The 23,817-nt window shown below is 69.1% G+C and carries 16 protein-coding genes and 5 tRNA genes; 9 read left to right on the top strand and 12 right to left on the bottom strand.

Features of this window, described 5'->3' with window-relative positions:
* The first annotated feature begins 18 nt into the window (after positions 1–18).
* From PG878_RS10295 to PG878_RS10280, 4 genes are read left to right on the top strand one after another with little or no spacing between them, the layout of a single operon-like run.
* On the top strand, positions 19–837 hold the full coding sequence (locus tag PG878_RS10295; protein ID WP_209031427.1) for a MipA/OmpV family protein: 819 nt from the start codon (positions 19–21) through the stop codon (positions 835–837).
* A 23-nt stretch (positions 838–860) separates the two neighbouring features.
* Positions 861–1,979 (top strand): efflux RND transporter periplasmic adaptor subunit, encoded by a 1,119-nt coding sequence (locus PG878_RS10290; RefSeq protein ID WP_209031426.1) that lies wholly within the window; start codon positions 861–863, stop codon positions 1,977–1,979.
* Entirely contained in the window at positions 1,976–5,050 is a 3,075-nt protein-coding gene (locus tag PG878_RS10285) for an efflux RND transporter permease subunit (RefSeq protein WP_209031425.1), read from the top strand. The genes PG878_RS10290 and PG878_RS10285 overlap by 4 nt, the downstream gene beginning before the upstream one ends.
* 20 nt (positions 5,051–5,070) lie before the next feature.
* Positions 5,071–6,918, top strand: coding sequence for an esterase/lipase family protein (locus PG878_RS10280; protein ID WP_244672616.1), 1,848 nt, complete (start codon positions 5,071–5,073; stop codon positions 6,916–6,918).
* Positions 6,919–7,432: 514 nt separating this feature from the next.
* On the opposite strand, the gene PG878_RS10275 is transcribed toward PG878_RS10280, so the two are convergent.
* The 4 genes from PG878_RS10275 to PG878_RS10260 form a co-directional block, all read right to left on the bottom strand.
* Positions 7,433–7,508: transfer RNA gene (locus tag PG878_RS10275), tRNA-Glu, on the bottom strand.
* A 44-nt stretch (positions 7,509–7,552) separates the two neighbouring features.
* Positions 7,553–7,628 (bottom strand) — tRNA-Ala (locus tag PG878_RS10270).
* A 115-nt stretch (positions 7,629–7,743) separates the two neighbouring features.
* Positions 7,744–7,819, bottom strand: a tRNA-Glu gene (locus tag PG878_RS10265).
* A gap of 45 nt (positions 7,820–7,864) precedes the next feature.
* Positions 7,865–7,940: transfer RNA gene (locus PG878_RS10260), tRNA-Ala, on the bottom strand.
* A gap of 416 nt (positions 7,941–8,356) precedes the next feature.
* Between PG878_RS10260 and PG878_RS10255 the strand changes: the two genes are divergently transcribed.
* The 3 genes from PG878_RS10255 (at position 8,357) to PG878_RS10245 (ending at position 12,944) form a co-directional block, all read left to right on the top strand.
* Positions 8,357–8,443: transfer RNA gene (locus tag PG878_RS10255), tRNA-Leu, on the top strand.
* A 157-nt stretch (positions 8,444–8,600) separates the two neighbouring features.
* A complete protein-coding gene (locus PG878_RS10250) occupies positions 8,601–8,981 on the top strand; it encodes a response regulator (RefSeq protein ID WP_209031423.1) in 381 nt (126 codons plus the stop codon).
* Between the two features lie 159 nt (positions 8,982–9,140).
* Positions 9,141–12,944: a PAS domain-containing protein gene (locus PG878_RS10245; protein WP_311186039.1), complete on the top strand. Its 3,804-nt coding sequence runs from the start codon at positions 9,141–9,143 to the stop codon at positions 12,942–12,944.
* A gap of 93 nt (positions 12,945–13,037) precedes the next feature.
* On the opposite strand, the gene PG878_RS10240 is transcribed toward PG878_RS10245, so the two are convergent.
* The 3 genes from PG878_RS10240 to PG878_RS10230 all read right to left on the bottom strand — a co-directional run bounded on the left by PG878_RS10240 (position 13,038) and on the right by PG878_RS10230 (position 17,425).
* Complete coding sequence (locus PG878_RS10240; protein WP_209031421.1) at positions 13,038–15,404, bottom strand: Tex family protein; 2,367 nt, start codon at positions 15,402–15,404, stop codon at positions 13,038–13,040.
* A gap of 95 nt (positions 15,405–15,499) precedes the next feature.
* A complete protein-coding gene (locus tag PG878_RS10235) occupies positions 15,500–17,134 on the bottom strand; it encodes a hybrid sensor histidine kinase/response regulator (protein ID WP_209031420.1) in 1,635 nt (544 codons plus the stop codon).
* A 75-nt stretch (positions 17,135–17,209) separates the two neighbouring features.
* Entirely contained in the window at positions 17,210–17,425 is a 216-nt protein-coding gene (locus tag PG878_RS10230; protein WP_017907884.1) for a hypothetical protein, read from the bottom strand.
* Positions 17,426–17,602: 177 nt separating this feature from the next.
* Here PG878_RS10230 and PG878_RS10225 point away from each other — a divergent pair, with 177 nt between their 5' ends.
* Positions 17,603–18,814, top strand: a complete 1,212-nt coding sequence (locus PG878_RS10225; protein WP_209031419.1) for an NAD(P)/FAD-dependent oxidoreductase — start codon at positions 17,603–17,605, stop codon at positions 18,812–18,814.
* Positions 18,815–18,964: 150 nt separating this feature from the next.
* Here the strand turns inward: PG878_RS10225 and PG878_RS10220 are convergent, their stop codons facing one another.
* The 5 genes from PG878_RS10220 to PG878_RS10200 form a co-directional block, all read right to left on the bottom strand.
* Complete coding sequence (locus PG878_RS10220) at positions 18,965–19,420, bottom strand: hypothetical protein (RefSeq protein ID WP_209031473.1); 456 nt, start codon at positions 19,418–19,420, stop codon at positions 18,965–18,967.
* The gene (locus PG878_RS10215; protein ID WP_010342965.1) at positions 19,417–19,617 is read right to left on the bottom strand and encodes a PspC domain-containing protein; all 201 of its coding nucleotides are present in this window, start codon (positions 19,615–19,617) and stop codon (positions 19,417–19,419) included. The genes PG878_RS10220 and PG878_RS10215 overlap by 4 nt, the downstream gene beginning before the upstream one ends.
* An 82-nt stretch (positions 19,618–19,699) precedes the next feature.
* Positions 19,700–20,776, bottom strand: coding sequence for a class III poly(R)-hydroxyalkanoic acid synthase subunit PhaC (locus PG878_RS10210; protein ID WP_209031418.1), 1,077 nt, complete (start codon positions 20,774–20,776; stop codon positions 19,700–19,702).
* Positions 20,773–21,891 carry a class III poly(R)-hydroxyalkanoic acid synthase subunit PhaE gene (gene phaE / locus PG878_RS10205; protein ID WP_209031417.1) on the bottom strand — a complete coding sequence of 373 codons (1,119 nt, stop codon included), beginning with the start codon at positions 21,889–21,891 and terminating at the stop codon, positions 20,773–20,775. The genes PG878_RS10210 and phaE overlap by 4 nt, the downstream gene beginning before the upstream one ends.
* A gap of 45 nt (positions 21,892–21,936) precedes the next feature.
* A complete protein-coding gene (locus PG878_RS10200) occupies positions 21,937–22,551 on the bottom strand; it encodes a CDP-alcohol phosphatidyltransferase family protein (protein ID WP_017909499.1) in 615 nt (204 codons plus the stop codon).
* A 142-nt stretch (positions 22,552–22,693) separates the two neighbouring features.
* Here PG878_RS10200 and PG878_RS10195 point away from each other — a divergent pair, with 142 nt between their 5' ends.
* Positions 22,694–23,452, top strand: a complete 759-nt coding sequence (locus PG878_RS10195; protein WP_209031416.1) for a 3-hydroxybutyrate dehydrogenase — start codon at positions 22,694–22,696, stop codon at positions 23,450–23,452.
* Positions 23,453–23,817: the final 365 nt, after the last annotated feature.

The raw sequence follows: 23,817 nt of genomic DNA, 5'->3' as shown, positions 1-23,817 counted from the left end.
CCGCACGAGGTTGCCCCGATGAAGCACGTTCTCTCTCTTCTGTCGCCGACGTTGACCGCCGCCGTGCTGGCGCTGCCGCCGGCGGCGCACGCCGCAGACCCCGACCCGACGCCCAGCGCCGGCCTGTTCGGCGACCGCACCCAGGTGAGCGTGGGCGCCGGCGCCATGCTGACCCCGCGCTATCCCGGCTCCGCCGACGACCGCGTGCAGGCGGTGCCGGTGTTTTCGATACAGCGCGGCATCCTGTTCGCCGACACCGTGCGCGGTGCCGGCGTGCAGTTCCAGAACGCGCACGGCTTCTCCGCCAGCCAGTCGTTCGGCTACGACCTGGGCCGCCTGCAACGCAACAGCAACTGGCGCCCCGGCTCCACGCGCCTTGCTGGCATGGGCGACGTGCCCGGCGCGATCACCGCGCGCAGCCTGGTGATGCAACAGCTCACTCCTTACCTGGCGCTGGACGCCGAGGCGGAGTTCACGCTGAAGGACGGCGCGCGCCGCAACCGCTATCGCGCCGGCGCGCGCTTCACCCTGCTGCAGGCCGCAGCCGACAACGTGACCCTGGATATGGACGCGCACGTCGGCGACCGCCGCTTCAACCAGGCGTACTTCGGCGTCACCGATGCGCAGAGCGCGACCAGCGGCTTCCAACCGCACCGCGCCGATGCCGGCGTGTACGCCTACTCGGTCGGCGCCGAATGGGATCACACCCTGTCGCCGCACTGGACCGCCTCGCTGCTGCTCAACGCCACCCGCTACGTCGGCCCCGCCGACGGCAGCCCGGTGGTGCGTCGCCGGGCCGCTGCCGGCGGCGGCGCCACCGTCACCTACACCTTCTGATCGCTTTCGGGACATCGCCGACCATGATCCTGCGCCCCACCCTGCTTCTTTCGCTGTGCCTGCCACTGGCCGCGCTGGCGCTGTCCGGCTGCGGCCGCGAGGCCGCACCGCCCCCCGACGCGCCACGCGCGGTCAAGCTGGAAACCGTCGGCAGCGATGCTGCGCACGACAGCACCCGCTACCTCGCCCAGGTGCGCCAGCAACGGCGCGCCGACCTCGGCTTCGAAGGCGGCGGCCGCATCGCCGCCATCGCCGTCGACGTGGGCGACCGCGTGCACGCCGGCCAGGTGCTCGCGCGCCTGGATCCGGAACCGAACGGCCTGCGCCTGCAGCAGGCCGAGGCCGGCGTCGGCATCGCCGCGGCCGACCTGCAGCAGCAACAGACCCAGCTCGCCCAGCAGCAGGCCATGTTCGACGACGGCGCCGCCTCCGCGGCCACCCTGACCGCGGCCAAGAGCGCCTTCGCCGCGGCGCAGGCAAAGGTCCGTAGCGCACAGTCGGACCTGGCGCTGGCGCGCCGGGCGGTGCGGCAGTCGGAACTGCGTGCGCCGTTCGACGGCAGCGTGGTGGCGCGGCTGCAGCAACCCGACACCTTGGTGAGCGCCGGCCAGCCGGTGCTGCAGCTGGACGGTGCGGATCGCGCGCAGGTGCTGGCGACGCTGCCGGCCGATCGCGCAGCGGCGCTGCAACCCGGTCAAAGTGTCCTTGCCTACCGCAGCGACGCACCGCAGCACGCCTTGCCGCTGCGCCTGCGCAGCGTGTCCGAACGCGTGGACGGCGGCGCCACCGTGCAGGCGCTGTTCGACAGCGACAGTGCCGATGCCGCGCAGCCGCGCAGCGGCGAATCGCTGCTGCTGGCCCTGCCCGACAGCGCCACCGATCGGGCGCCGAGCGTACCGCTGAGCGCGCTGCTCCCGAGCACGGCCGATGGCCACACCATGGTGTTCGTGTACCGCCAGGACAGCGGCAGCGTGCGTCGCCGCCGAGTCGTCACCGGGCACAGCGATGGCGGCCGCGTGCAGATCCTGCGCGGCCTGGCACCGGGCGAGCGTGTCGTCGCCGCCGGTGCCGCCTTCCTCCACGACGGTCAGCACGTCGTGCCGTTCCGTCCCACCACCCGCCTCGGCACCGTCTCGCCATGAACCTGACCCGCGCCACCCTGCAATCCAGCCGCCTGGCGCTGTTCAGCGCCGCCCTGATCCTGATCGGCGGCATCGTCACCTTCCTCGGCTTCCCGTCGCAGGAGGAACCGAGCGTGACCGTGCGCGATGCGATCGTGCAGGTCGGTTTCCCCGGCATGCCCAGCGAGCGCGTAGAGAACCTGCTCGCGCGTCCGCTGGAGGAACGCCTGCGCGAGGTCAGCGGGCTGAAGAAGATCGTCACCACCATCCATCCCGGCAGCGCCATCGTGCAGGTCACCGCGCAGGACAGCGTCAAGGACCTGCCGGCGCTGTGGCAGCGCGTGCGCAGCAAGGCCGCCGAAGCGGGTGCCGAGCTGCCCGCGGGCATCCAGGGGCCGCTGGTGGACGACGACTTCGGCCGTGTCGCCATCGCCTCGATCGCTGTCACCGCGCCTGGCTTCAACACCGCCGAGATGCTCGGACCGCTGCGGCAGATGCGCGCGCAGCTGTACGCCGTGCCGGGCGTCGAACGCGTCACCTTCCACGGCCTGCAGGACGAGCGTGTCTACGTCGCCTTCGACCGCACCAGGCTGGGCGAAGCCGGCCTCACCCCAGCCGCGGTCGCGCAGCAACTGCGCGCGCAGAACGTGGTCGCCGGTGGCGGCCTGGTCGCGGCCTCTGGCATGGCGATGACCGTCACCGCCTCCGGCGAAGTGCGCGACCTGGACGAACTGCGCAATACACCGATCGCCACGCAGGGCGCCGACGGCCCGCGGCAGATCCCGCTGGCGCAACTGGCACGGATCGAGCTGATGCCGGCGGATCCGCCGGAGGCCGGTGCCATCTACCAGGGGCAGCCGGCGGTGGTGGTGGCGGTGTCGATGGCCCCGGGCAACAACGTCGCCGAGGTCGGCAAGGCGCTGCGCCGCACCCTGGGCGAAACCGCCAAGGCGCTGCCGGTGGGCTTCGCGCAGCACGTGGTCACCTTCCAGGCCGACGTGGTCGAGCGCGAAATGGGCAAGATGCACCACGTCATGGGCGAGACCATCGTCATCGTGATGGCCGTGGTGATGCTGTTCCTGGGCTGGCGCACCGGCCTGATCGTCGGCGCGATCGTGCCGCTGACCATCCTCGGCGCGCTGATCGCGATGCGGGTGCTGGGCGTGGAACTGCAGACCGTGTCCATCGCCGCGATCATCCTGGCGCTGGGCCTGCTGGTGGACAACGGCATCGTCATCGCCGAGGACATCGAGCGGCGCCTGGCCGCCGGCGAGGAACGGCGCGCCGCTTGCGAGGCCGCCGGCCGCAGCCTGGCCATCCCGCTGCTGACCTCCTCGCTGGTGATCGTGCTGGCGTTCTCGCCGTTCTTCTTCGGCCAGACCAGCACCAACGAATACATGCGCTCGCTGGCGATCGTGCTGGCGGTGACCCTGATCGGCTCGTGGCTGCTCAGCATCACCATCACCCCGCTGCTGTGCATGTACTTCGCCCGTGCGCATGCCGCGCCGGCCGACGGCCACGGCGACACCTATACGTCCAGACCGTATCGCCTGTACCGGCGCACGATCGAGGCGTTGCTGGCGCACAAGGCGCTGTTCCTGGGCAGCATGCTGGCCCTGCTAACCCTGGCGGTGACCGTGCTGGTCTCGGTGCCGTACAGCTTCCTGCCCAAGTCCGACCGCCTGCAGTTCCAGATGCCGGTGACCCTGCAACCGGGCAGCGATGCGCGCGAGACCCTGCGCACCGTGCAGTCGATCAGCCAGTGGCTGGCCGACCGCCGGCAGAACCCGCAGATCGTCGACAGCATCGGCTACGTCGCCGACGGCGGTCCGCGCATCGTGCTCGGGCTGAACCCGCCGCTGCCGGCGGCCAACATCGCCTACTTCACCGTCAGCGTGCAGCCCGGCACGGACATCGATGCGCTGATCGCCAAGGTGCGCACGCACCTGCGCCAGGCCTATCCGGCGGTGCGCGCCGAGCCCAAGCGCTTCTCGCTGGGCTCGACCGAAGCCGGCGTGGCGATCTACCGCGTGATCGGCCCGGACGAGGCGCAACTGCGCCGCGTCGCCGCCGGCATCGCCGATGCCCTGCGCGCCCTGCCCGGCACGCTGGACGTCAGCGACGACTGGGACAGCCGCATTCCGCGCTACGTGGTGCAGGTGGACCAGGCCAAGGCGCGCCGCGCCGGCGTCGCCAGCGAGGACATCGCCCAGGCGCTGCAGCTGCGCTACAGCGGCGTGGATGCCTCGCTGATCCACGACGACGGCAGCAACGTGCCGATCGTGCTGCGCGGCGACAGCGATCCGCATGCGCGCGGCGGCAATCCCGGCGACACGCCGATCTATCCCGCATCAGGCGCCGCACCGCTGCCGCTGTCGGCGATCGCCGACATCCAATTGAGCTCCGAGCCCTCGACGATCCAGCGCCGCAACCTGAGCCGCGCCATCACCATCACCGGCCGCAACCCGGACCTGACAACCGACCAGGTGGTGGCCGCGCTGGCCGACAAGGTCGCAGCGCTGCGCCTGCCGCCGGGCTACCGCATCGAGATGGGCGGCGAACTGGAGGACGCCGCCGAAGCCAACCAGGCGCTGCTGCAGTACATGCCGCATGCGCTGGGCGCGATCCTGCTGCTGTTCGTGTGGCAGTTCAACTCGTTCCGCAAGCTGTTCATCGTGGTCGCCAGCATTCCGTTCGTGCTGATCGGCGCCACCCTCGCCCTGCTGGTCACCGGCTATCCATTCGGCTTCATGGCCACCTTCGGCCTGCTCGCCCTGGCCGGCATCATCGTCAACAACGCGGTGCTGCTGCTGGAGCGGATCGAGGCCGAACTGGCCGATGGCCTGCCAAGGCACGAGGCGGTGATTGCCGCGGCGGTCAAGCGCCTGCGCCCGATCGTGATGACCAAGCTGACCTGCATCGTCGGCCTGATCCCACTGATGCTGTTCGCCGGCCCGCTGTGGACCGGCATGGCCATCACCATGATCGGCGGCCTGGCCCTGGGCACGCTGGTGACGCTGGGGGTGATCCCGGTGCTGTACGACCTGCTGTTCGCGCGCCGTGCCGGCATGCCGGCGAAGGTCGCGGCGTGAGGCGGCAGCGCTGGCACCGCATGATCCTGGCCTGCGCCGTGCTGTGCATGGCGCTGTGCGCCGGCGGCTGTGCCAGCGTCACCCTGCAACGCGTGGATGCGGCGCGCTACATCCAGGCCAAGCGCGGCGACGCGCTGAGCGCCGCGCACCCCAGCGACGCCGCCCTGCAGATGCTCAACGTCGCCGGCCTGGACGCGGCACGCTGCACGGCGAAGGCGCCGCCGTGCATCGACCGGTTGCTCGGCAACGCCGACATGGACCAGGAACGCGCCCTGGCGACGGCGGCGGAGCTGTCGCTGCTGGCCGCGCAACGCGCCGCCAGGCAACACCCGGACAGCGATGCCTCCCTGACCGCCTGGCTGCAGACCGCGCGCTACGCCTACGCCTACCTGTTCTTCAGTGGGCGCACGCCCAGCGAACGCGCCTTCGAGGAGCGCCAGACCCAGGTGCGCGATTACTACAACTACGCCGTACAGCAGGCGGTGACCGCCTTGTTCGCGCGCTACCGACGGCATCCTCCCGCCACGCACGACGCCGGCGCGCAGATCGCCGCCCTGCCCGACTGGACGGTGACACTGGATGCCAGCGGCGTGGGCAGCCCGCGGGACATGCCGATGCCCGAGGCGATGCTGGCAGCCGGCGACCTGCGTTTCGACGGGCTGCGCAGCGTGTATCGGCGCGATGGCTTCGGCGCGGAAATGGTCGCGGTCCTGCCGCAGCCGGCGGCGGACGCCATGGACGCTGTCGACGCCGCTCCGGCCTACAGCGACATGCCCACGCCCAACCTCACGGTGTTGCTGTGCTTCGACGGCCGCACTCTCAAGGAAGTCTTGTCCGGTCACAGCGCGCACGTGGAGGTCCACGACCCTTCGATCAGCGAGCGGGTGACGATGGGCGGTGTCGACGTGCCGCTGGCCGCCAACTTCAGCGCCGGCTATGGCGTGTGGATGGCACGCGCCGGCTTCGCTGCGCAATCGCTGCGCACCCTGCTCGGCCTCGGGCACGGCATCGACCGGCCGCACGTGTTCCTGACCCAGCCCTACGATCCGAACCGGCGCGTGCTGGTGCTGCTGCACGGGCTGGCCAACAGCCCGGAGGCCTGGGTCAACCTGGCCAACGATCTGCTCGGCGATCCGCAGGTTCGCGCGCGCTACCAGGTCTGGCTGGTGTACTACCCGACCAATGTACCGATTCCCTACACCCATCTGCAGGTTCGCAAGGCCCTGCAGCAGACGCTGGACCAGCTCAATCCACAACGCCGCAGCGTGTCCGCGCATGACATGGTGCTGATCGGGCACAGCATGGGCGGCGTGCTGGCGCGCTTGATGGTGTCCTCCAGCGACGGCGACCGCCTGTGGCGCACCCTGTTCGACGATGCAACGCTGGAGCCGCAGGCGCGCCAGGCGCTGCAGGCCAGGCTCGGACCGATGCTGCATTTCGCGCCGATGCCGGAAGTGTCCGAGGCGATCTTCCTGGCCACCCCGCAACGCGGCACCCCGGAGGCCGCCGGCACGCTTGGCGAACTGGCGCGCGCCGTGATCGGCCTGCCCCGGCGCGTGCTGGATCAATTCAAGGACATCGCCGGCAAGGACATGCTCGGCGCCCTGCCCAACAGCATCGACAGCCTCAGCGACCGCGATCCCTTCATTCTCGCCGCGGCGCAGCTACCGATTTCCTCGCAGGTGACGTACCACTCGATCATCGGGCGGGAGGATCCGCGCGTGCCGCTGGCGCAGTCCAGCGACGGCATCGTGCCGTACTGGAGCGCCCACCTGCCCGGCGCCGCATCGGAAACGGTGATCGTCTCCGGGCACAGCGTGCAACGCACGCCGCAGGCGATCCTGCAGATCCGCCGGCTGCTGCGTTGAGCGGGCGTTAGCCCCTCCCCCCTCGGGAGAGGGGTTGGGGTGAGACGGGGCGCAGCGACGTGCGGTCGGAACGCCACTGGCGTACGTACTGACGACTGGAATGCCGCGAGCGTCCGCACCCTCATCCGCCCCTGCGGGGCACCTTCTCCCATAGGGAGAAGGAAGAAGCGAAGCCCCTCTCCCTCCGGGAGAGGGGTTGGGGTGAGGGTACGGGGCGCGCAGCGCCTGCACCAATCTGGCCATGCGAGGCTACGTCCGCACCCTCATCCGCCCCTTCGGGGCACCTTCTCCCGAAGGGAGAAGGAAACAGCCCAAGCCCCTCTCCCCTAGGGAGAGAAGTTAGGTGCGGGCGCCGCCTCGCACACGCTGGATGCAAGCAGATCAGGAAAAGCAGCACCGCTGCTCGAAGAAGCCAGGCGATCCACCTGGCTTACAACACAGGCACTGCCGCCATCTCGCATCCACCGCCGCGCACATAAAAAAACACCCGGCGATGCCGGGTGTTTTCGAAAAGTGGCGTCCCCACGGGGATTCGAACCCCGGTCGCCACCGTGAAAGGGTGATGTCCTAGGCCTCTAGACGATGGGGACGCGGATAACGATGTTGCTTTGCGGACGGCCTATGTCCGAAAAGTTGGTGGAGCCAGCCGGGATCGAACCGGCGACCTCTTGCATGCCATGCAAGCGCTCTCCCAGCTGAGCTATGGCCCCACGTGTACTGGCAGAAGCGGAATCTTACCCGACTTTCTTCCGATGTACAAACCCCGCACTCATTGTGTTCGGCAGAGCCGAACCCGGATGCGCGCGAGGAATTCCTGCTGAAAAATGGCGTCCCCACGGGGATTCGAACCCCGGTCGCCACCGTGAAAGGGTGATGTCCTAGGCCTCTAGACGATGGGGACGCTGTTAACGATGTCGCTTTTACGGACGGCCTATGTCCGAAAAATTGGTGGAGCCAGCCGGGATCGAACCGGCGACCTCTTGCATGCCATGCAAGCGCTCTCCCAGCTGAGCTATGGCCCCACGTGCTGCGAGGAGCGGAATATTAACGATCGTGATCGGCACACGCAAGCGTTTTTTTGCGGAACGTTCGCGACGTCGCAATGGCGCTCGTCGCGACCCGCAAATCCGCTGCGTCCCAGCGTTCAACGGCCTACGCACCTCGCACCGAACGCTGGATGCAGTCTGCGGGCAGCGCCAAGCGGCTGGCAGAGCTTCCAGCCCCTATCGCCGGCAATTGCCGATATCCGCACAACGCAGTTGCGTGCGAGGCGTGTCCTTAAGTGGAGAACGTGGCGCCGACCTATCGATCCATCTATATATAGAGAGACGCTCGACAGCCACCACGGCCGCTCGACTTCCCGCCTGGCCCGCCCGAGGACCGTGCGCGCAAATGCGCTGGCGGCCGAGCCGAAGTGTCGGCTATACTCCGCGGCCGCGCCGAAGTGGCGGAATCGGTAGACGCAGCGGACTCAAAATCCGCCGCCCTTAAAAGCGTGTGGGTTCGAGTCCCACCTTCGGCACCAGGACTGACGGCAGCTTCGGCTGCCGTTTGTTTTTTGCGCGGCCGCCACATGCGAGGGCGGGCACAGGTAAACGCTTCATCTTCCTGTGTCGGTTGTCTAGGCGGCGGCTGTAACGGTCCCGCTATACTTTCTGTTCCCAAACCTTAACGAGCAAGCGATGTCGGCATTGCGGGGCCTGCGTATCCTGGTGGTCGAGAACGACGAGATGAACGCCACGCTGCTGGAGCTGCAGCTTGCCCAGGCCGGTGCCGAGGTGGTGGGCGTCGCCGCCTCCGTGCAGCAGGCGCTTGCGCTGATCGACAGCGAGCACCCGGATCGGGCCGTGCTCGACTTCCGCCTCTCCGCCGGCGAGACCAGCGAACCGGTGGCTCGGGCGCTGAGCGAACGTAGCACCCCCTTCGTCCTCGCCACTGGCGTGGCCGCCGATGCGCTGCCTGCCGGCTTCGCCGCCGGCGTGGTGCTGACCAAGCCCTACCTGTCCGAACAGCTGATCAAGGCCTTGCAGGACGCTCACGCCAAGACGACCGCACGCCCCTGAGAATCCTCGACCGTAAGCCCGCCGCCTGGCCGGGACGATTCGAGGGACTCAGCCATCAACGCCAAGGATTGTTCGCCGCCTCCTGTCCGGTTTCCCGCCGGCAGCGCCACGGGGGCCTTGCTGTGCGCCATCGATTGGCGTGAGCACGAACTGGGTCCGATGGAGCATTGGCCGCGGAGCCTGCTCACTGCGCTGTCGATCTGCCTGAACTCACGGTTCCCGATGGCGGTGCGTTGGGGCGAGCGCCAGTTCAACCTTTACAACGACGCCTACGTGCCGATCCTCGGGTTGCGGCACCCGCACGGCTTCGCGCGGCCGATGGAAGAGGTCTGGCCGGACGTCTGGCCGGAGGTGCGGGCGCAGGCCGATCGGGTGATGGCCAGCGGCGAATCGACCTGGAACGAACACATCCCGCTGACCATGCTGCGCAACGGCTACAGCGAGCAGGTGTATTTCACCTTCTCCTACAGCCCGCTGTTCGACGACGAAGGCGATATCGCCGGCGTACTGTGCGTGTGCACCGAGGACACCGCGCGGATCACCCTGGCGCGCGAGCGCGATGCGCTGCTGAAGGCACTGGAAGCGCAACGCGCGCAGATGGCCGATGCCTTCGAGCAATCGCCGGCGGCGCTGGCGATCCTGCGCGGCCCGGACTACGTGATCGAGACCGTCAACCAACGCTACCGGCAGTTGGTCGGGACGCGCGAGCTGGTCGGCCGGCCGCTGATCGAGGCCATTCCCGAAATCCAGGAGCAAGGCGTCATCCGCCTGCTCGACAACGTCCGCGCCAGCGGCGTGCCGTTCATCGACGAGTCGATGACCTTCCAGCTGTGTCGCAGTCCGCATGAAGCGACCTCGGACACCACGCTGGAATGCGTGTACCAGCCGATGCACGACGCCGAGGGCCGGGTCAGCGGAATCCTGGTGCATGGTATCGATCGCACCGAGCAGGCGCGCGCGCAGGCGCACGACAGCTTCCTGCTGATGCTCGAGGACACCCTGCAGAACCTGCACAGCGCCGAAGCGATCTGCGAAACCGGCGCCGCCCTGCTCGGCCAGCACCTGGGCGCCAACCGCTGCGCCTACGCGATCGTCGAGGCCGACGAGGACATGTTCGACGTGCGTGCGGATTACGTCGACGGCGCCGTCCACCTGACCGGGCGCTCGCGCTTCAGCGACTTCGGCAGCGACCTGTCCGAGTGCATGCGCGAGAACCGGCCGTGGGTGGTGCACGACACCGAGACCCACCAGCCACCGATGCGCGTGGACGATCCCAACTACCAGCGCCTGGGCCTGCGCGCGGTGCTCACCGCACCGCTGCACAAGGCCGGTCGCCTGGTCGCCGCGATCGGCGTGCACCAGGCCCAGCCGCGGGTCTGGACATCGGCCGAAATCGAGCTGGTGCGGTTGGTGGCCGCACGCTGCTGGGAATCGATGGAACGCGCGGGCGCGCAGAGAGAACTGGCCAACAGCGCCGCGCGCTTGCGCGAACTGGCCGACGCGATGCCGCAGATCGTGTTCACCGCCATGCCGGACGGCCACGTCGACTACTTCAATCGGCGCTGGTACGAGTACACCGGGTTGCCGGTTGGCGAGGCCGGCTACGACAGCTGGCGCCATGTGCACACCGAGGAAGGCCTGGCGCGGGTGATGGAGGTGTGGCCAGAGGCGCTGCGCAGCGGCAGGCCGTACGAAATCGAGTATCCGCTGCGCCGCCACGACGGCGAGTACCGCTGGCACCTCGGCCGCGCCCTGCCGATCCGCGACGACAGCGGCCGCATCGTTCGCTGGATCGGCACCAACACCGACATCCACGACCGCCGCTTGACGGAACAACGCCTGCAGGAAAGCGAACTGCGTTTCCGCCAGCTGTGCGACAACGCGCCAGTCATGATCTGGATGTCCAATGCCGACGGCGATTGCGAGTACATCAGCCGCCAGTGGTATCTGTTCACCGGGCAAAGCGAGCAGGAAGCGCTGGGCAGCGGTTGGCAGGAACAGCTCCATGCCGACGATCTGGCCGCGGTCGGCCGCACCCTGGCGCGCGCCTGCGCCGACCGCCGCGCCTACACGCTGGAATACCGCCTGCGCCGCCACGATGGCGAGTACCGCTGGTGCCTGGCGAGCGCCACGCCACGCTTCAGTTCGTCCGGCCAGTTCCTCGGTTTCATCGGCTCCCTGCTGGACATCGCCGAACGCAAGCGCATCGAGAACGCCACCGCGGCCGAGCGCGCCGCGCTGGAGATGATCACCACCGGCAAGCCGCTGAACGCGGTGCTGGAGGCGATCGCACGCGGCATCGAGTCGCAGAGCGATGTCGGCCTGCGCTGCACCATCATGCTGGTCGACGAGCACCGCCAGTGCCTGCTGGAAGGCGCCGCGCCGAGCATGCCGCCCGCCTTCCGCAAGGCCGTGCAGCGCCTGCCGATCGACCCAAACACCGGCTGCTGCGGACGCGCCGCCTACCTGCGCCGGCAGGTGTTGTGCAGCGACGTGCGCGTCAACCCGCATTGGCAGGACTATCTCGCCACTGCCCTGGAGGCGGACATCGTCGCCTGCTGCTCCACGCCCATTCTGGCCAGCGACGGCGAGGTGCTGGGCGTGGTCGCGATGTACTACCCATTCGTGCACTACCCCAACCCGCACGAACAGGACCTGGCGCGCTCGGCCTCGCACCTGGCCGGCATCATCATCGAGCGCCGCGGCACCGACCTGCGCCTGCAGCAGTTGCTCGCCGCCGAGCAGAGCGCGCGCGGCGACGCCGAACGCGCCAGCCGCATGAAGGACGAATTCCTGGCCACGCTCAGCCACGAACTGCGCACGCCGCTCAACGCGATCCTGGGCTGGTCGCGGCTGATGCAGGACGCATCGGTGCGCGAGAAGGATCTGGCCAAGGGGCTGGAGGTGATCGAACGCAGCGCCCACGCGCAGGCGCAGATCATCGACGATCTGCTGGACATGAGCGCCATCCTGTCGGGCAAGGTACGCCTGGACACCGACGAGTTGGATCTGCGCACGCTGCTCGGCGACACCATCGACGCGGCCCGCCCCGGCGCGCAGAACAAGGGCATCGACATCGTGCTGGTCGCCGACGACACGACCGCCCTGCCCTATCTGGGCGATCCGGTGCGGTTGCAGCAGGTGCTGACCAATCTGATCGGCAACGCGATCAAGTTCACCCCGAGCGCCGGCACGATCACGGTGACCCTGGACAGCACCAGCACGCATGTGCGCATCGCCGTCAGCGATACCGGCATCGGCATCGACCCGGTGTTCCTGCCGCACGTGTTCGACCGTTTCCGTCAGGCCGATGCGAGCAGCACGCGCAGTGCCGGCGGCCTCGGCCTGGGTCTGGCCATCGCCAAGCAGCTGGCCGAACTGCACCAGGGCCAGTTGTCGGTCAGCAGCGATGGCGTCGGTCTCGGCGCCACGTTCACCCTGCTGCTGCCGCGCAACGATCTGCAGCCCCTGGACCCGATCCACCGCGACCATGAAGAAGCGCTTTCCAGTGCCGTGCGGCGGCGTGGCGGCATCCGCCTGGACGGCGTGCGTGTGCTGGTGGTGGACGACGACATGGATTCGCGCGGCGTCACCCAGCGCTTCCTGCAGGAAGCCGGTGCCGTTGTCGAGGCCGCGGTCTGCGCCGACGATGCCGAAGCGCTGCTGCGCGAACGGCCCTATGCGCTGCTGGTCAGCGACGTCGGCATGCCGCGCCGCGACGGCCACAGCCTGATCCGCAGCGTCCGCGCCCGCGGCGCCGGCGCGGCCAGCCGCATCCCGGCCATCGCCCTCACCGCCTACGTGCGCAGCGAGGACCGCGCGCTGGCCCTGGAGGCCGGCTTCGATGCGCACCTGGGCAAGCCGGTGGATCCGGTCAAGCTGCTCGGGCTGGCCGCGTCGCTGGTGGCGCCACCACCGGCCACGCTCGCGCCGGACCAGAGCCCGCACGCCGAACCCGCCTGATCAGGCGGATTAGGCGCACCGCGCGACCGCAGCGTGCGGTCGCGACTGCAACGACCGGCGCAGGCGCGCCGGCGCTCCTCCTCTTCTGGAACGTCAGCCGCGCTTGGCGCGGGCGAACGCGTCGGCCAGCGCGCTGTTGACCGGCGCCGCCGCCGTAGCCGGACGCGGCTTGGCATTGCCGCCGCCCGGGTTGCCGCGTCCGTCGCGCTCGCGCCGCGGCGGGCCGCCGGCATTCCGCGCACCGCTGTCGCGGTCGGCCGGACGCGCCGGCGCCGGCGTGTCGTCCAGGCGTCTGGTCAGCGCGATGCGCTTGCGCGCCACGTCCACCTCCAGCACCTTGACCTTGACGATGTCGCCGGCCTTGACCACGTCGCGCGGATCCTTGACGTAGCTGTCCGAGAGCGCGGAGATGTGCACCAGGCCGTCCTGGTGCACGCCGATGTCGACGAACGCGCCGAAGGCGGCGACATTGCTGACCACGCCCTCCAGCACCATGCCCGGCTTCAGGTCCTTGATGTCCTCGACGCCGTCGGCGAACCGCGCCGCCTTGAACTCCGGACGCGGGTCGCGGCCCGGCTTCTCCAGTTCCTTGAGGATGTCGCGCACGGTCGGCAGGCCGAACTTCTCGTCGGTGAACTGGTCCGGCTTGAGCCCCCGCAGGAAACCGCCATCGCCGATCAGCGCCTTGATCGGCTTGCCGGTGGCGCCGACGATGCGCTCCACCACCGGATAGGCTTCCGGGTGCACCGCCGAGGCGTCCAGCGGTTCCTCGCCGTCGGCGATGCGCAGGAAGCCGGCGCACTGCTCGAAGGTCTTTTCGCCCAACCGCGGCACCTTGAGCAGATCCTTGCGGCGCTTGAACGGGCCGTTGTCGTCGCGATGGCGCACGATGTTCTCGGCCACGCTCGACGACAACCCGGACACGCGCGACAGCAGCGCCGCCGAGGCGGTATTGACGTACACGCCGACCGCGTTCACGCAGTCCTCCACCCGCGCGTCCAGCGCCCGCGCCAGGCGGTACTGATCGACGTCGTGCTGGTACTGGCCCACGCCGATCGCCTTGGGCTCGATCTTGACCAGTTCCGCCAGCGGATCCTGCAGGCGCCGCGCGATCGACACCGCGCCGCGCAGCGACACGTCGAGCTGCGGGAACTCCTTGGCGGCGAACTCGGACGCCGAATACACCGAGGCGCCGGCTTCGCTGACCACGATCTTCTCCAGCTTCATCTGCGGATTCTGCTTGATCAGGTCCGCGGCCAGCTTGTCGGTCTCGCGGCTGGCGGTGCCGTTGCCGATCGCGATCAGTTCCACGCCGTGCTGCGTGCACAGCTGCCGCAGCGTGTGCAGCGACTGGTCCCATTGCCGGCGCGGCTCGTGCGGATAGATGGTGTCGGTAGCCAGCAGCTTGCCGGTGGCGTCGACCACCGCGACCTTGCAGCCGGTACGGATGCCCGGATCCAGGCCCAGGGTCACGCGCGGCCCGGCCGGCGCCGCCAGCATCAGGTCCTGCAGGTTGTCGCCGAACACCGCGATGGCCTCGGCCTCGGCCTTTTCGCGCGCCTGGTTGAACAGGTCCAGCAGCAGGTGCATGTGCAGCTTGGCGCGCCAGGTCAGACGGCACGCATCCAGCAACCAGCGGTCGCCGGGACGGCCCTGGTTGGCGATGCCGGCACGCAGCGCGACGCGGCCTTCTGCGTACTGGTGGCCGGCCTCGGCCTCGCTGCCGGGATCCAGTTCCAGATACACGATCTCCTCGCGACGCGCGCGAAACAGCGCAAGCAACCGGTGCGAAGGAATCTTGGCCAGTGCTTCGGCGTGATCGAAATAGTCGCGGTACTTGGCGCCTTCCTGCTCCTTGCCTTCGGCCACGCGGGCGCGGATGACGCCCACCTCGCCCAGCCAGTTGCGCAGTTCGCCGACCAGCCCTGCATCCTCGCCCCAGCGCTCCATCAGGATCGCGCGCGCACCCTCCAGCGCGGCCTTGACGTCGGCCACGCCCTTGTCGGCATCGACGAAGCCGGCGGCGAAGGTCTCCGGCACCAAGGCCGGATCGGCCAGCAGGCCATCGGCCAGCGGTTCCAGACCGGCCTCGCGGGCGATCTGCGCGCGCGTGCGGCGCTTGGGCTTGTACGGCAGGTACAGGTCTTCCAGCCGCGACTTGGTGTCGGCGGCGGCGATCTCCGCACGCAGTTCGTCGCTGAGCTTGCACTGCTCGGCGATGCTGACCAGCACCGCGGCGCGGCGCTCTTCCAGTTCGCGCAGATAGGTCAGGCGCACTTCCAGGTTGCGCAACTGGGTGTCGTCGAGACCGCCGGTGACTTCCTTGCGGTAGCGGGCGATGAACGGGACGCTGGCGCCCTCGTCGAGCAGGGCGATGGCGGCGCGCGCCTGCGCCGGCTGCGCGCCGATCTCGGCGGCGATGGTGTTGGCGATCTGCTGGGCGAGCTGAGTGTCGTGCATTGCGTCCGGCCGAAGCCGCCTTGCGGAAAACCCGCATTTTCGCAGTGCGCGCGCCGCCAGGAAACCCGTTGACAGGCGCGCGCCGACCTGTCGCGTCAGCTCACGCCGTTGGGGCCGTCCAGCACCATGCGCACCTTGCGGGTGAGTTCCTGGCGGTTGTACGGCTTGGCGAGCACGTCGAACTCGTTGCCGCCGGCGTCGGTGCGCTCGATCGAGGACTCGGCGTAGCCGGTGGTCAGCAGCACCTTGATCTTGGGCCGGCGCCGCCGCGCCTCGCGCGCCAGCATCACGCCATTGAGACCGCCTGGCATGATCAGGTCCGAATACAACAGGTCCACGTGCACGCCGGTGTCGAGCAGTTCCAGCGCCTCGCGGGCGTTGTAGACCACGTGCGTGGCATAGCCCTGATCCTCCAGGAACAACCGTGCCAGCTCGGCGATGTCCGGCCGGTCCTCGACGATCAGGATGGTCTCGTCGCCCTGGCGGTCGAACGGCCGGCGCGTGCGCGAATCGCGCGGCGCCATGTTCTCGACGTTGTCGTCGATCGGGAAGTAAAGCCGTACCGTGGTGCCGTGGCCCTCCTCCGAATACAGCCGCACCGCGCCGCCGGACTGCTTGGCGAAGCCGTAGACCATGGACAGGCCCAGGCCGGTGCCCTTGCCCTCTTCCTTGGTGGTGAAGAACGGATCCAGCACCCGCGCCAGCACCTCCGGCGGCATGCCGCTGCCGTTGTCGGTGATCGACACGCACACGTAGTGGCCGGGCAGCAGGTTGTCGTAGGTGGTGGGTTCGTCCGCGCGTACCGAGACGTTGCGGGTCTGGATCACCAGGCGCGGCGCGGCCTGGTCGGCCATGGCGTCGCGCGCATTGATCAGGATGTTCAGCAGCGCCACTTCGGCCTGGGTCGGGTCGATGCGGCAGTTGCGCAGGTCCGGCGACAGTTCCAGCGAGAACGCGATGCCGTCGCCCAGCGTACGCTCGGCCACGTCGCTCATCCCGGCCACCAGGGTATTGAGATTGAGCACGCGTCCTTCCAGCTTCTGCTTGCGCGCGAACGCCAGCAACTGCTGGGTCAGGCGCGCGGCCTGGCCGGCGGCGTCGCGCGCGCGGTCCACGCTCTTGCGCAGCAGCGATGGATTCAGCGGCTCGCTCTCCACCGCATGTTCGATCAGTTCCAGATACCCGGACATGACCTGCAGCAGGTTGTTGAAATCGTGCGCGATGCCGCCGGTGAGCTGGCCCAGCGCCTCCATCTTCTGCGCCTGGCGCAGCGCGTCCTCGGCATCGCGGCGGCGGCTGACATCCAGCTGCGACCCGAAGAAGTACACCAGTTCGCCGCGGTCGTCGTAGACCGGGGAGATGTACAGCGCGTTCCAGAAGCTGGAACCGTCCTTGCGGTAGTTGAGGATCTCCACCGCCACTTCGTCATGCGACTTGATCGCATCGCGAACACTGCGCACCGTCTCGCGGTCGGTGTCCGGCCCCTGCAGGAAGCGGCAGTTGTTGCCGATCAGTTCCTCGCGGCTGTAGCCGGTCATCTCCAGGAATGCGCGGTTGACGAAGATGATCGGATTGTCCGGCTGCCGCGGGTCGGTCACGATCATCGGCATGCGTGTGGTCTGCACCGCAGCGAAGAAGATATCGCTGCGCTGGTTGGACATGTCGGTGGGGGCGTTCGGGTCGACGGTCGTCGGCGGCGCCGAAGTATTGCTGGTTTCTGGTGCGGGCATGGTCGATGGCAGGTCGATGCGAACCGTCGCTGGCCCGTTTAGGCGGGCGGGCACACCGGGGTTCGCACGCCGGCGTCAACGCGAATAATACCTGTGCAAGCGTTCTACCACGATATCGTCCTGCAGCGACTCCAGCGCCATGATCCGCACCTGCCGGTCGCTCAATGCCAGCACGCGCTCGACATAGATCTCCGGGCCTGCCTCGGTTTCCTTCATGGACTTGCGGAAACCGTAGGGCACGACGCCCTTCTCTCCGTCCTTGCTGCCACCGATGTACAGAACGACCGACATGACGCTTCCTCTACAGGGAATTCGTGGAACTGGCGCGCACCATACACAGCGCGATGTGAGGGACTTCTGCACCGAGGTTAATCGCGGCTGTTTGCCCCCACATGACGTCCGCCCCGCCTCACGCGGACTTAACCGGGCCTGCGCGTAAGTCGCTCATCCTTTCCGCGCCGGGGCGCCATGGATCTCAAGAGCGGTTATCCCTTCTGGTCGGTCCGCAACGGCCTGATGCAGAGTTTTCCGCAGCTGCGCGACGACGTGCGCTGCGATGTGGCCGTCGTCAGCGGTGGCATCACCGGCGCCCTGATCGCCGAGGAACTAAGCACGCACGGGCACGCCGTGACGGTGCTGGAGCAGCGCGACATCGGCTGGGGCAGCACCGCGGCCAGCACCGCCCTGCTGCAGTACGAGATCGATACCCACCTGATCGACCTGGCCAAGCGCCATGGCGAAGCCGCCGCTGCGCTCGCCTATGGCGCCTGCGCACAGGCCCTGGAGCAGTTGCGCGACCTGGTGCGGCCACTGCGGGATGTCGACTTCGGCTGGAACGACAGCCTGTACTACGCCAGCAAGCGCCGCCACGTGCGGGTGCTGCAGGAGGAACTGGAGGCGCGTGCGCGGCACGGCCTGGACGTGCAATGGCTGGACGCACAGACCCTGGACGCCGACTACGGCATCCAGGCGCACGGCGCCATCCTGAGCCACCAGGCGGCGCGGGTGGATCCGTACCGCCTCACCTACCGCCTGCTCGGCCGCGCCTTCCGGCGCGGGGTGGGCGTCTACGACCGCACCCGCATCGCACGGATCGTGCTCAACGGCCGTGGCGTGACCCTGCACACCGACCAGGGCGCGCAGGTCCGCGCCGGCCACGTGGTGATGGCTGCCGGCTACGCCAACCAGCACTGGCTGGACCAGCGCGTGGCGCGCAACCGCAGCAGCTATGCCTTCGTCAGCGACCCGCTGGAACCCTCCGTCCTCGGCCCGTTGCGCGACACCATGATCTGGGAAAGCGCGCGGCCGTACCTGTACCTGCGCAGCACCGGCAACGGCCGCATCGTCGCCGGCGGCGAGGACGACAGCGTCGACGTGCCGGCACGCCGCGACGCGCGCGTGGACAGCAAGGCGCGCACGCTCTCGCGCAAGATCGCCAAGGTGATGCCCGGGCTGGAGCTGCAGCCGACCTTCGCCTGGGCCGGCACCTTCGCCGAGACCGAGGACGGGCTGCCGTTCTTCGGCCCGCATCCGCAACACGGCCCACGCGTGCAATTCGCCATGGCCTACGGCGGCAACGGCATCACCTACAGCATGATCGGCGCCGGCCTGCTGCGCGCGCAGATCGAGCGGCACGCGCATCCACTCAAGCGGCTGTTCGGCTTTTCACGGCTGGATTGACGCAAGCGGCCGACAAGCGCCCCTGGTACATCCGTAGGAGCGGCTTCAGCCGCAACCGGGGCGCTCCCGGGAACGCCCGTCGCGGCTGAAGCCGCTCCTACGCGACAACTTCGTGCATGGCGAAAGCGGCAGTTTGCTGGCGCCACGCACTCAACCGATCCCTGGCCACCAGCCGCGGCCGTGCAGCGCGTAGCGATCGGCGGCGCGCTCCAACGGGTTGCGCACGCTGACCCCGCCGCAGGCCAGATATACCGGCAGGAACAACGGTCCCAGCAGCATGTACTGCAGCACGTGAGCGCGTTCGTGATCGCCGAGCCGCACCGCCGGATGCCGGCAGCGACCGGCGGCGTGTTCGTAGGTGGCGCAGGCCACGTCCAGATCGTCGGCGCTGAGCAGGATCACGTTGCCCAGGGTCATCGCCCCACGCGGCCGCAACGGCATCCGTTCGAACACGAGCGCCAGCTCGCGGCGGCTGAAGCGCAGGCGCGCACCGAATGCCAGCGCGACGGTGCCGGCGAGCAATCCCAGCGCCGTGTTCGGCGAGGTCCACAGAACGCCGACGACGATGCCGGCACGGCGCCAAACCAGCGGCAGCGGCCGCTTCAGTCGGCTTCGTTGGGAATCAACAGCCACAGGATCAGGTACACCAGGATGCCGGGGAATGCGGCCGAGACGATCGAGCCGACCACGTACAGCACCCGCAGCAAGGTCGCATTCCAGCCGAAGCGGTGGGCGATGCCGCCCATCACGCCCGCGATCATGCGGTCGTTCAACGAGCGCGACAGCGAACGGGCTTGCGACATGGCACAGACTCCAGCGACGAAGGCGGAGCGACTCTACGCGCGCCGGCGCAGGCGCGGCGTGAGGGCGCGCTGCGGTGGGCGCTCAGTGCCCGCCATCGCGCTCGGCCAGCCAGCGATGCAGCGCCGCCGGGACCTCGCGCTGGGCGCGGCCGGAGACGTAGATGCCGATATGGCCGCCGCGGAAACTCAGCTCGGCGTAGTCGCGGCTGCCGACCACGCCGCGCAGCGCCCGCGAGGCGTCCGGCGGCACCAGGTGGTCCTGCTCGGCATAGACATTGAGCACCGGCATGGTGACCCGGCCCAGGTCCACCGGGTGCGCACCGATGCGCGCGCGTCCATGCATCAGCGCGTTGTCCTGATAGAACTGCTTGACGAATTCGCGGAAGGTCTCGCCGGCCAGATCCGGGGAGTCGAAAATCCATTTCTCCATGCGCAGGAAGTCCTCCAGCGCCCGCGGATCGTCGAGGATGTCGAGCAGGCCCACGTACTTCTGCAGGTTCAACCGGAACGGCTTGAGCATCAGGTAGCTGACGTTCATCAGGTCCGCCGGCACGTTGCCCAGCGTGTCCACGAACAGGTCGACGTCGACCTGGCGCGCCCAGTTGGACAGCATGTTGTCCGGCGTGTGGAAATCCACCGGCGTGACCATGGTGACCAGGTTGCGCACCTTCTCCGGCTGCAGCGCCGCGTAGCACAGCGAGAACGTGCCGCCCTGGCAGATGCCGAGCACGTTGACCGGGGCGCCGTCGCCGGCCGCGCGCAGGTGGTCCACCGCGCCGTCGATGTAGCGCAGCAGGTAGTCCTCCAGCGTCAGGTAGCGTTCGGAACGGTCCGGATAGCCCCAGTCCAGCACGTAGACGTCCTCGCCCAGCGCCAGCAGGCCCTGCACCAGGGAGCGGTCGGCCTGCAGGTCGACCATGTACGGACGGTTGACCAGGGCATAGACGATCAGCAGCGGCACCTTGGCGGTGGGCGGGCGTTCGCCGACGAAGCGGTACAGCACCACCTTGCCGTCGCGCCAGACTTCCTGGCGCGCGGTGGCGCCGTAGTCCACCGTGTCCAGGCCCGGCAGCACGCGCAGGCCTTCGAGCAGCTTGCGCTGCAGTTCCAGGGTTTCCTGGACCAGATCGTCGCTGCTGAAGCTGAGCGGCCCCTTCATGCGCGACCCCGGCGTGCAGGCGGCGTGGTCCCGCCCCGCCGCGACTTGGCGGCGGGCGCGGCCTTCGCTGGCTTGGCGGCGTTGGATTTGGATTTGGATGCGGGCGTGCCTGCTGCCGCCTTCGGCGCAGCAGGCTTGGCGGCGGTCTTCCTGGCGCTTTTCTGCGGCGCAGACGAAGGGGGCGCAGCAGCAGGTGCAGGCGCGGCAGGCCCGCCCTGCCCGTCGCCGCGCTCCAGCCGCCGCAGCCGTCGCTCCAGGTCGGCGATGCGTCGGTGCGCGGCGTCCAGTTCGGTGCGCGTGGGCAGGCCCACCTGCTCGCAGACCTGCTCGGTCTCGCGCTGCAGCAGGGCGCGCAGGCGCATCTGCGCATTGGCGACATCGGCGTAGACCTGGCGGAACTCCGGCGACAGCGCGGCCGCCGCATAGGCCTCCTCGGCCGCGTCGATCCACAGATCGAACATCGCCCGCGCATTGGTCAGTTGCCGACCCGGGTCCTCGTGCTCGCGCAGCTTCTCCTCGAACAGGCCGAAGGCGCGGTCGATGGCGCCCTGCAGCAGCCCCAGATAGGCCTGCAACTGCGCCTGGTAGTCCTGCTGCGCCTTGGCCAGCGCCCGCCAGCGCGCCTGGTGATTGCGCGCCGGGCCGAACCCGGGCATCTGCAGCCACGGCCCGCTGTCGCGCTGCAGGCCCTGCAGCCACTGCGCCGCCTGCTGCAACCACGGGTCGATGCCGGCCTGGCCGGCACCGCGCACGGCCCCAAGCAGCCACTGCAGCAACTGCTCGCGCTGGCCCTGCACCTGGCGTTTCCAGGCCTCGGCGACGTCGGCACTGCTGGCGTCGCGGCCGGCGAACTGCGCCGCCACCTGCTGCATCGCGCCGAGCCAGTCGCCGGCCTGCTGCTGGAACTGCGCCACCGCGTCCTCGGCCTGCGGCGCGCTGCCGCGCGGCAACCACTGGCTCCAGGACGCGATCGCCTCGCGCCAGGAACCGGCGCCGTCGCCTGGCACGGCGGATGCGGGTCCCGGCGCACCCTGGCGCAACGCGGCGCTCCAGGCCTCCCAGTACTGCCGCGTCATCGCCTCGAAATCGCCGGCGCCACCGCCGCTAGCCTTCATCGCCACTCTCCCGAACTGGCCCGCGATGATAGCAACCCGTCGCGATCAGGGCTTGGGGATGCGCAGCGTCTTGCTGATCATCAGCGAGCCGGACAGCGCGAACAGCAGCGCCAGCGGGTGCAGCAGCCACGGCCCCAGGCGCCACTCGCCCCACCACAACGCGTCGCCGATATGGCCCAGGTGCGCGGCGATCGCCAGCACGATGACCAGGCCGAGGCTGCTCGGGATCGGCGTGCCCTCGAAGTACGGCACCTTGTCGCCGTCGCCGGCGATCTGCTCGGCGGTGACGTTGTAGCGGGCCAGGCGGCTGACCCCGCAGCAGACGAAGAAACTCAGCACCAGCCAGTCCCAACCGCCCTGCATGCCGCAGGCGTAGGCCAGCGCGGCCGGGGCCACGCCGAAGGAGATCACGTCGGCCAGCGAGTCCAGCTCGCGGCCCAGGGTCGAGGACGACTTGCGCCAGCGCGCCACCCGGCCGTCCAGGGCGTCGAACACGAACGCCAGCGGAATCAGCGCCATGCCGAACAGCAGGTCGCTGCGGCGGCCATCCTGCAGGAAGCGCATCGCCGCGAACACCGCGCCGGTGCCGCAGAAGGCGTTGGCCAGGGTGAACCAGTCGGCCAGCTGGAACTCGCGCAGCATGGAGAAGTGGCGTTTCATCGGCATAACGTGGCGGATCCGGCGTGAGCGGCGAGCGACGGCACAGGGTAGCGTGGCGCCGCCGCACTGGCGAGCGGCCGCTGCCGGGCGGCGTGGCGCGCTGCTACGCTGACCGCTCTCTCCCCTTCCGCAGGTATTGCCCATGCAGACCGTCCTGATCACCGGTGCCGCCAGCGGCATCGGCGCCGGCATCGCCAAAGAACTGGCCGCTGGTGGCCGCCACATCGTCGTCAGCGACCTCGACCCGACCGCCGCAGACGCGGTCGCCTCACAGTTGCGTCAGGCCGGCGGCTCGGCCGAGGCGGTGGCGCTGGACGTGGCCAGCGCGGACAGCATCGCCGCGGCGCTGGCCGCCGTCAGCCGGCCGGTGGACGTGCTGGTCAACAACGCCGGGCTGCAACACGTGGCGCCGTTGCAGGAGTTCCCGATGGACAAGTGGAGCCTGCTGGTGGAAGTGATGCTGACCGGCGTGGCGCGGCTGACCCAGGCGGTGCTGCCGGGCATGCGCGAGCGCGGGTTCGGCCGCATCGTCAACATCGGCAGCATCCACTCGCTGGTCGCCAGCCCGTACAAGAGCGCCTACGTCGCCGCCAAGCACGGCCTGGTCGGCTTCTCCAAGGTGATCGCGCTGGAGACCGCCGACACCGACATCACCATCAACACGCTCTGCCCCAGCTACGTGAAGACGCCACTGGTGGACAAGCAGATCGCCGACCAGGCGCGCACCCGCGGCATTTCCGAAGCCGACGTGATCGCCCAGGTGATGCTCAAGCCCATGCCCAAGGGCGTGTTCATCGCCTACGACGAACTGGCCGGCTGCGTGGCGTTCCTGGCTTCGCCGGCGGCGCGCAACATCACCGCGCAGACCATCGCCATCGACGGCGGCTGGACTGCGCAGTAGCGGTGCGACAGGCACGCACGTCCGGTGGCTGGATCGCGCGATCGACGCTGGCGAATTTTTCGCCAGCGCGACGGCACCCGTTGCGGCACAACGCCACCGGCCTCTTATCCACAGCGTTTGTGCGCTTTCATCCACACCGGCTGTGGAGAAGCGCGACCGCGATTGCTGAAATTTTCGCCACTTGGCAAAATCGGGCAGACATTTCAGCGACTTGGCACGCTTGCCCACAGGCTTGTGCAGGATCGATCCACAGCCGCTGTGGACAAGCCGAACGCGAGAGGGATGAGGCTGTTCCTTCTCCCGTCGGGAGAAGGTGGCCCGAAGGGCCGGATGAGGGTACGGGCGGAGCCTGGCGCCAACCGAAC

This window comes from Xanthomonas hawaiiensis (assembly GCF_031834635.1).
In the GTDB taxonomy this organism is placed as follows: domain Bacteria; phylum Pseudomonadota; class Gammaproteobacteria; order Xanthomonadales; family Xanthomonadaceae; genus Xanthomonas_A; species Xanthomonas_A sacchari.
This window is presented reverse-complemented; position numbering and strand designations above follow the sequence as displayed.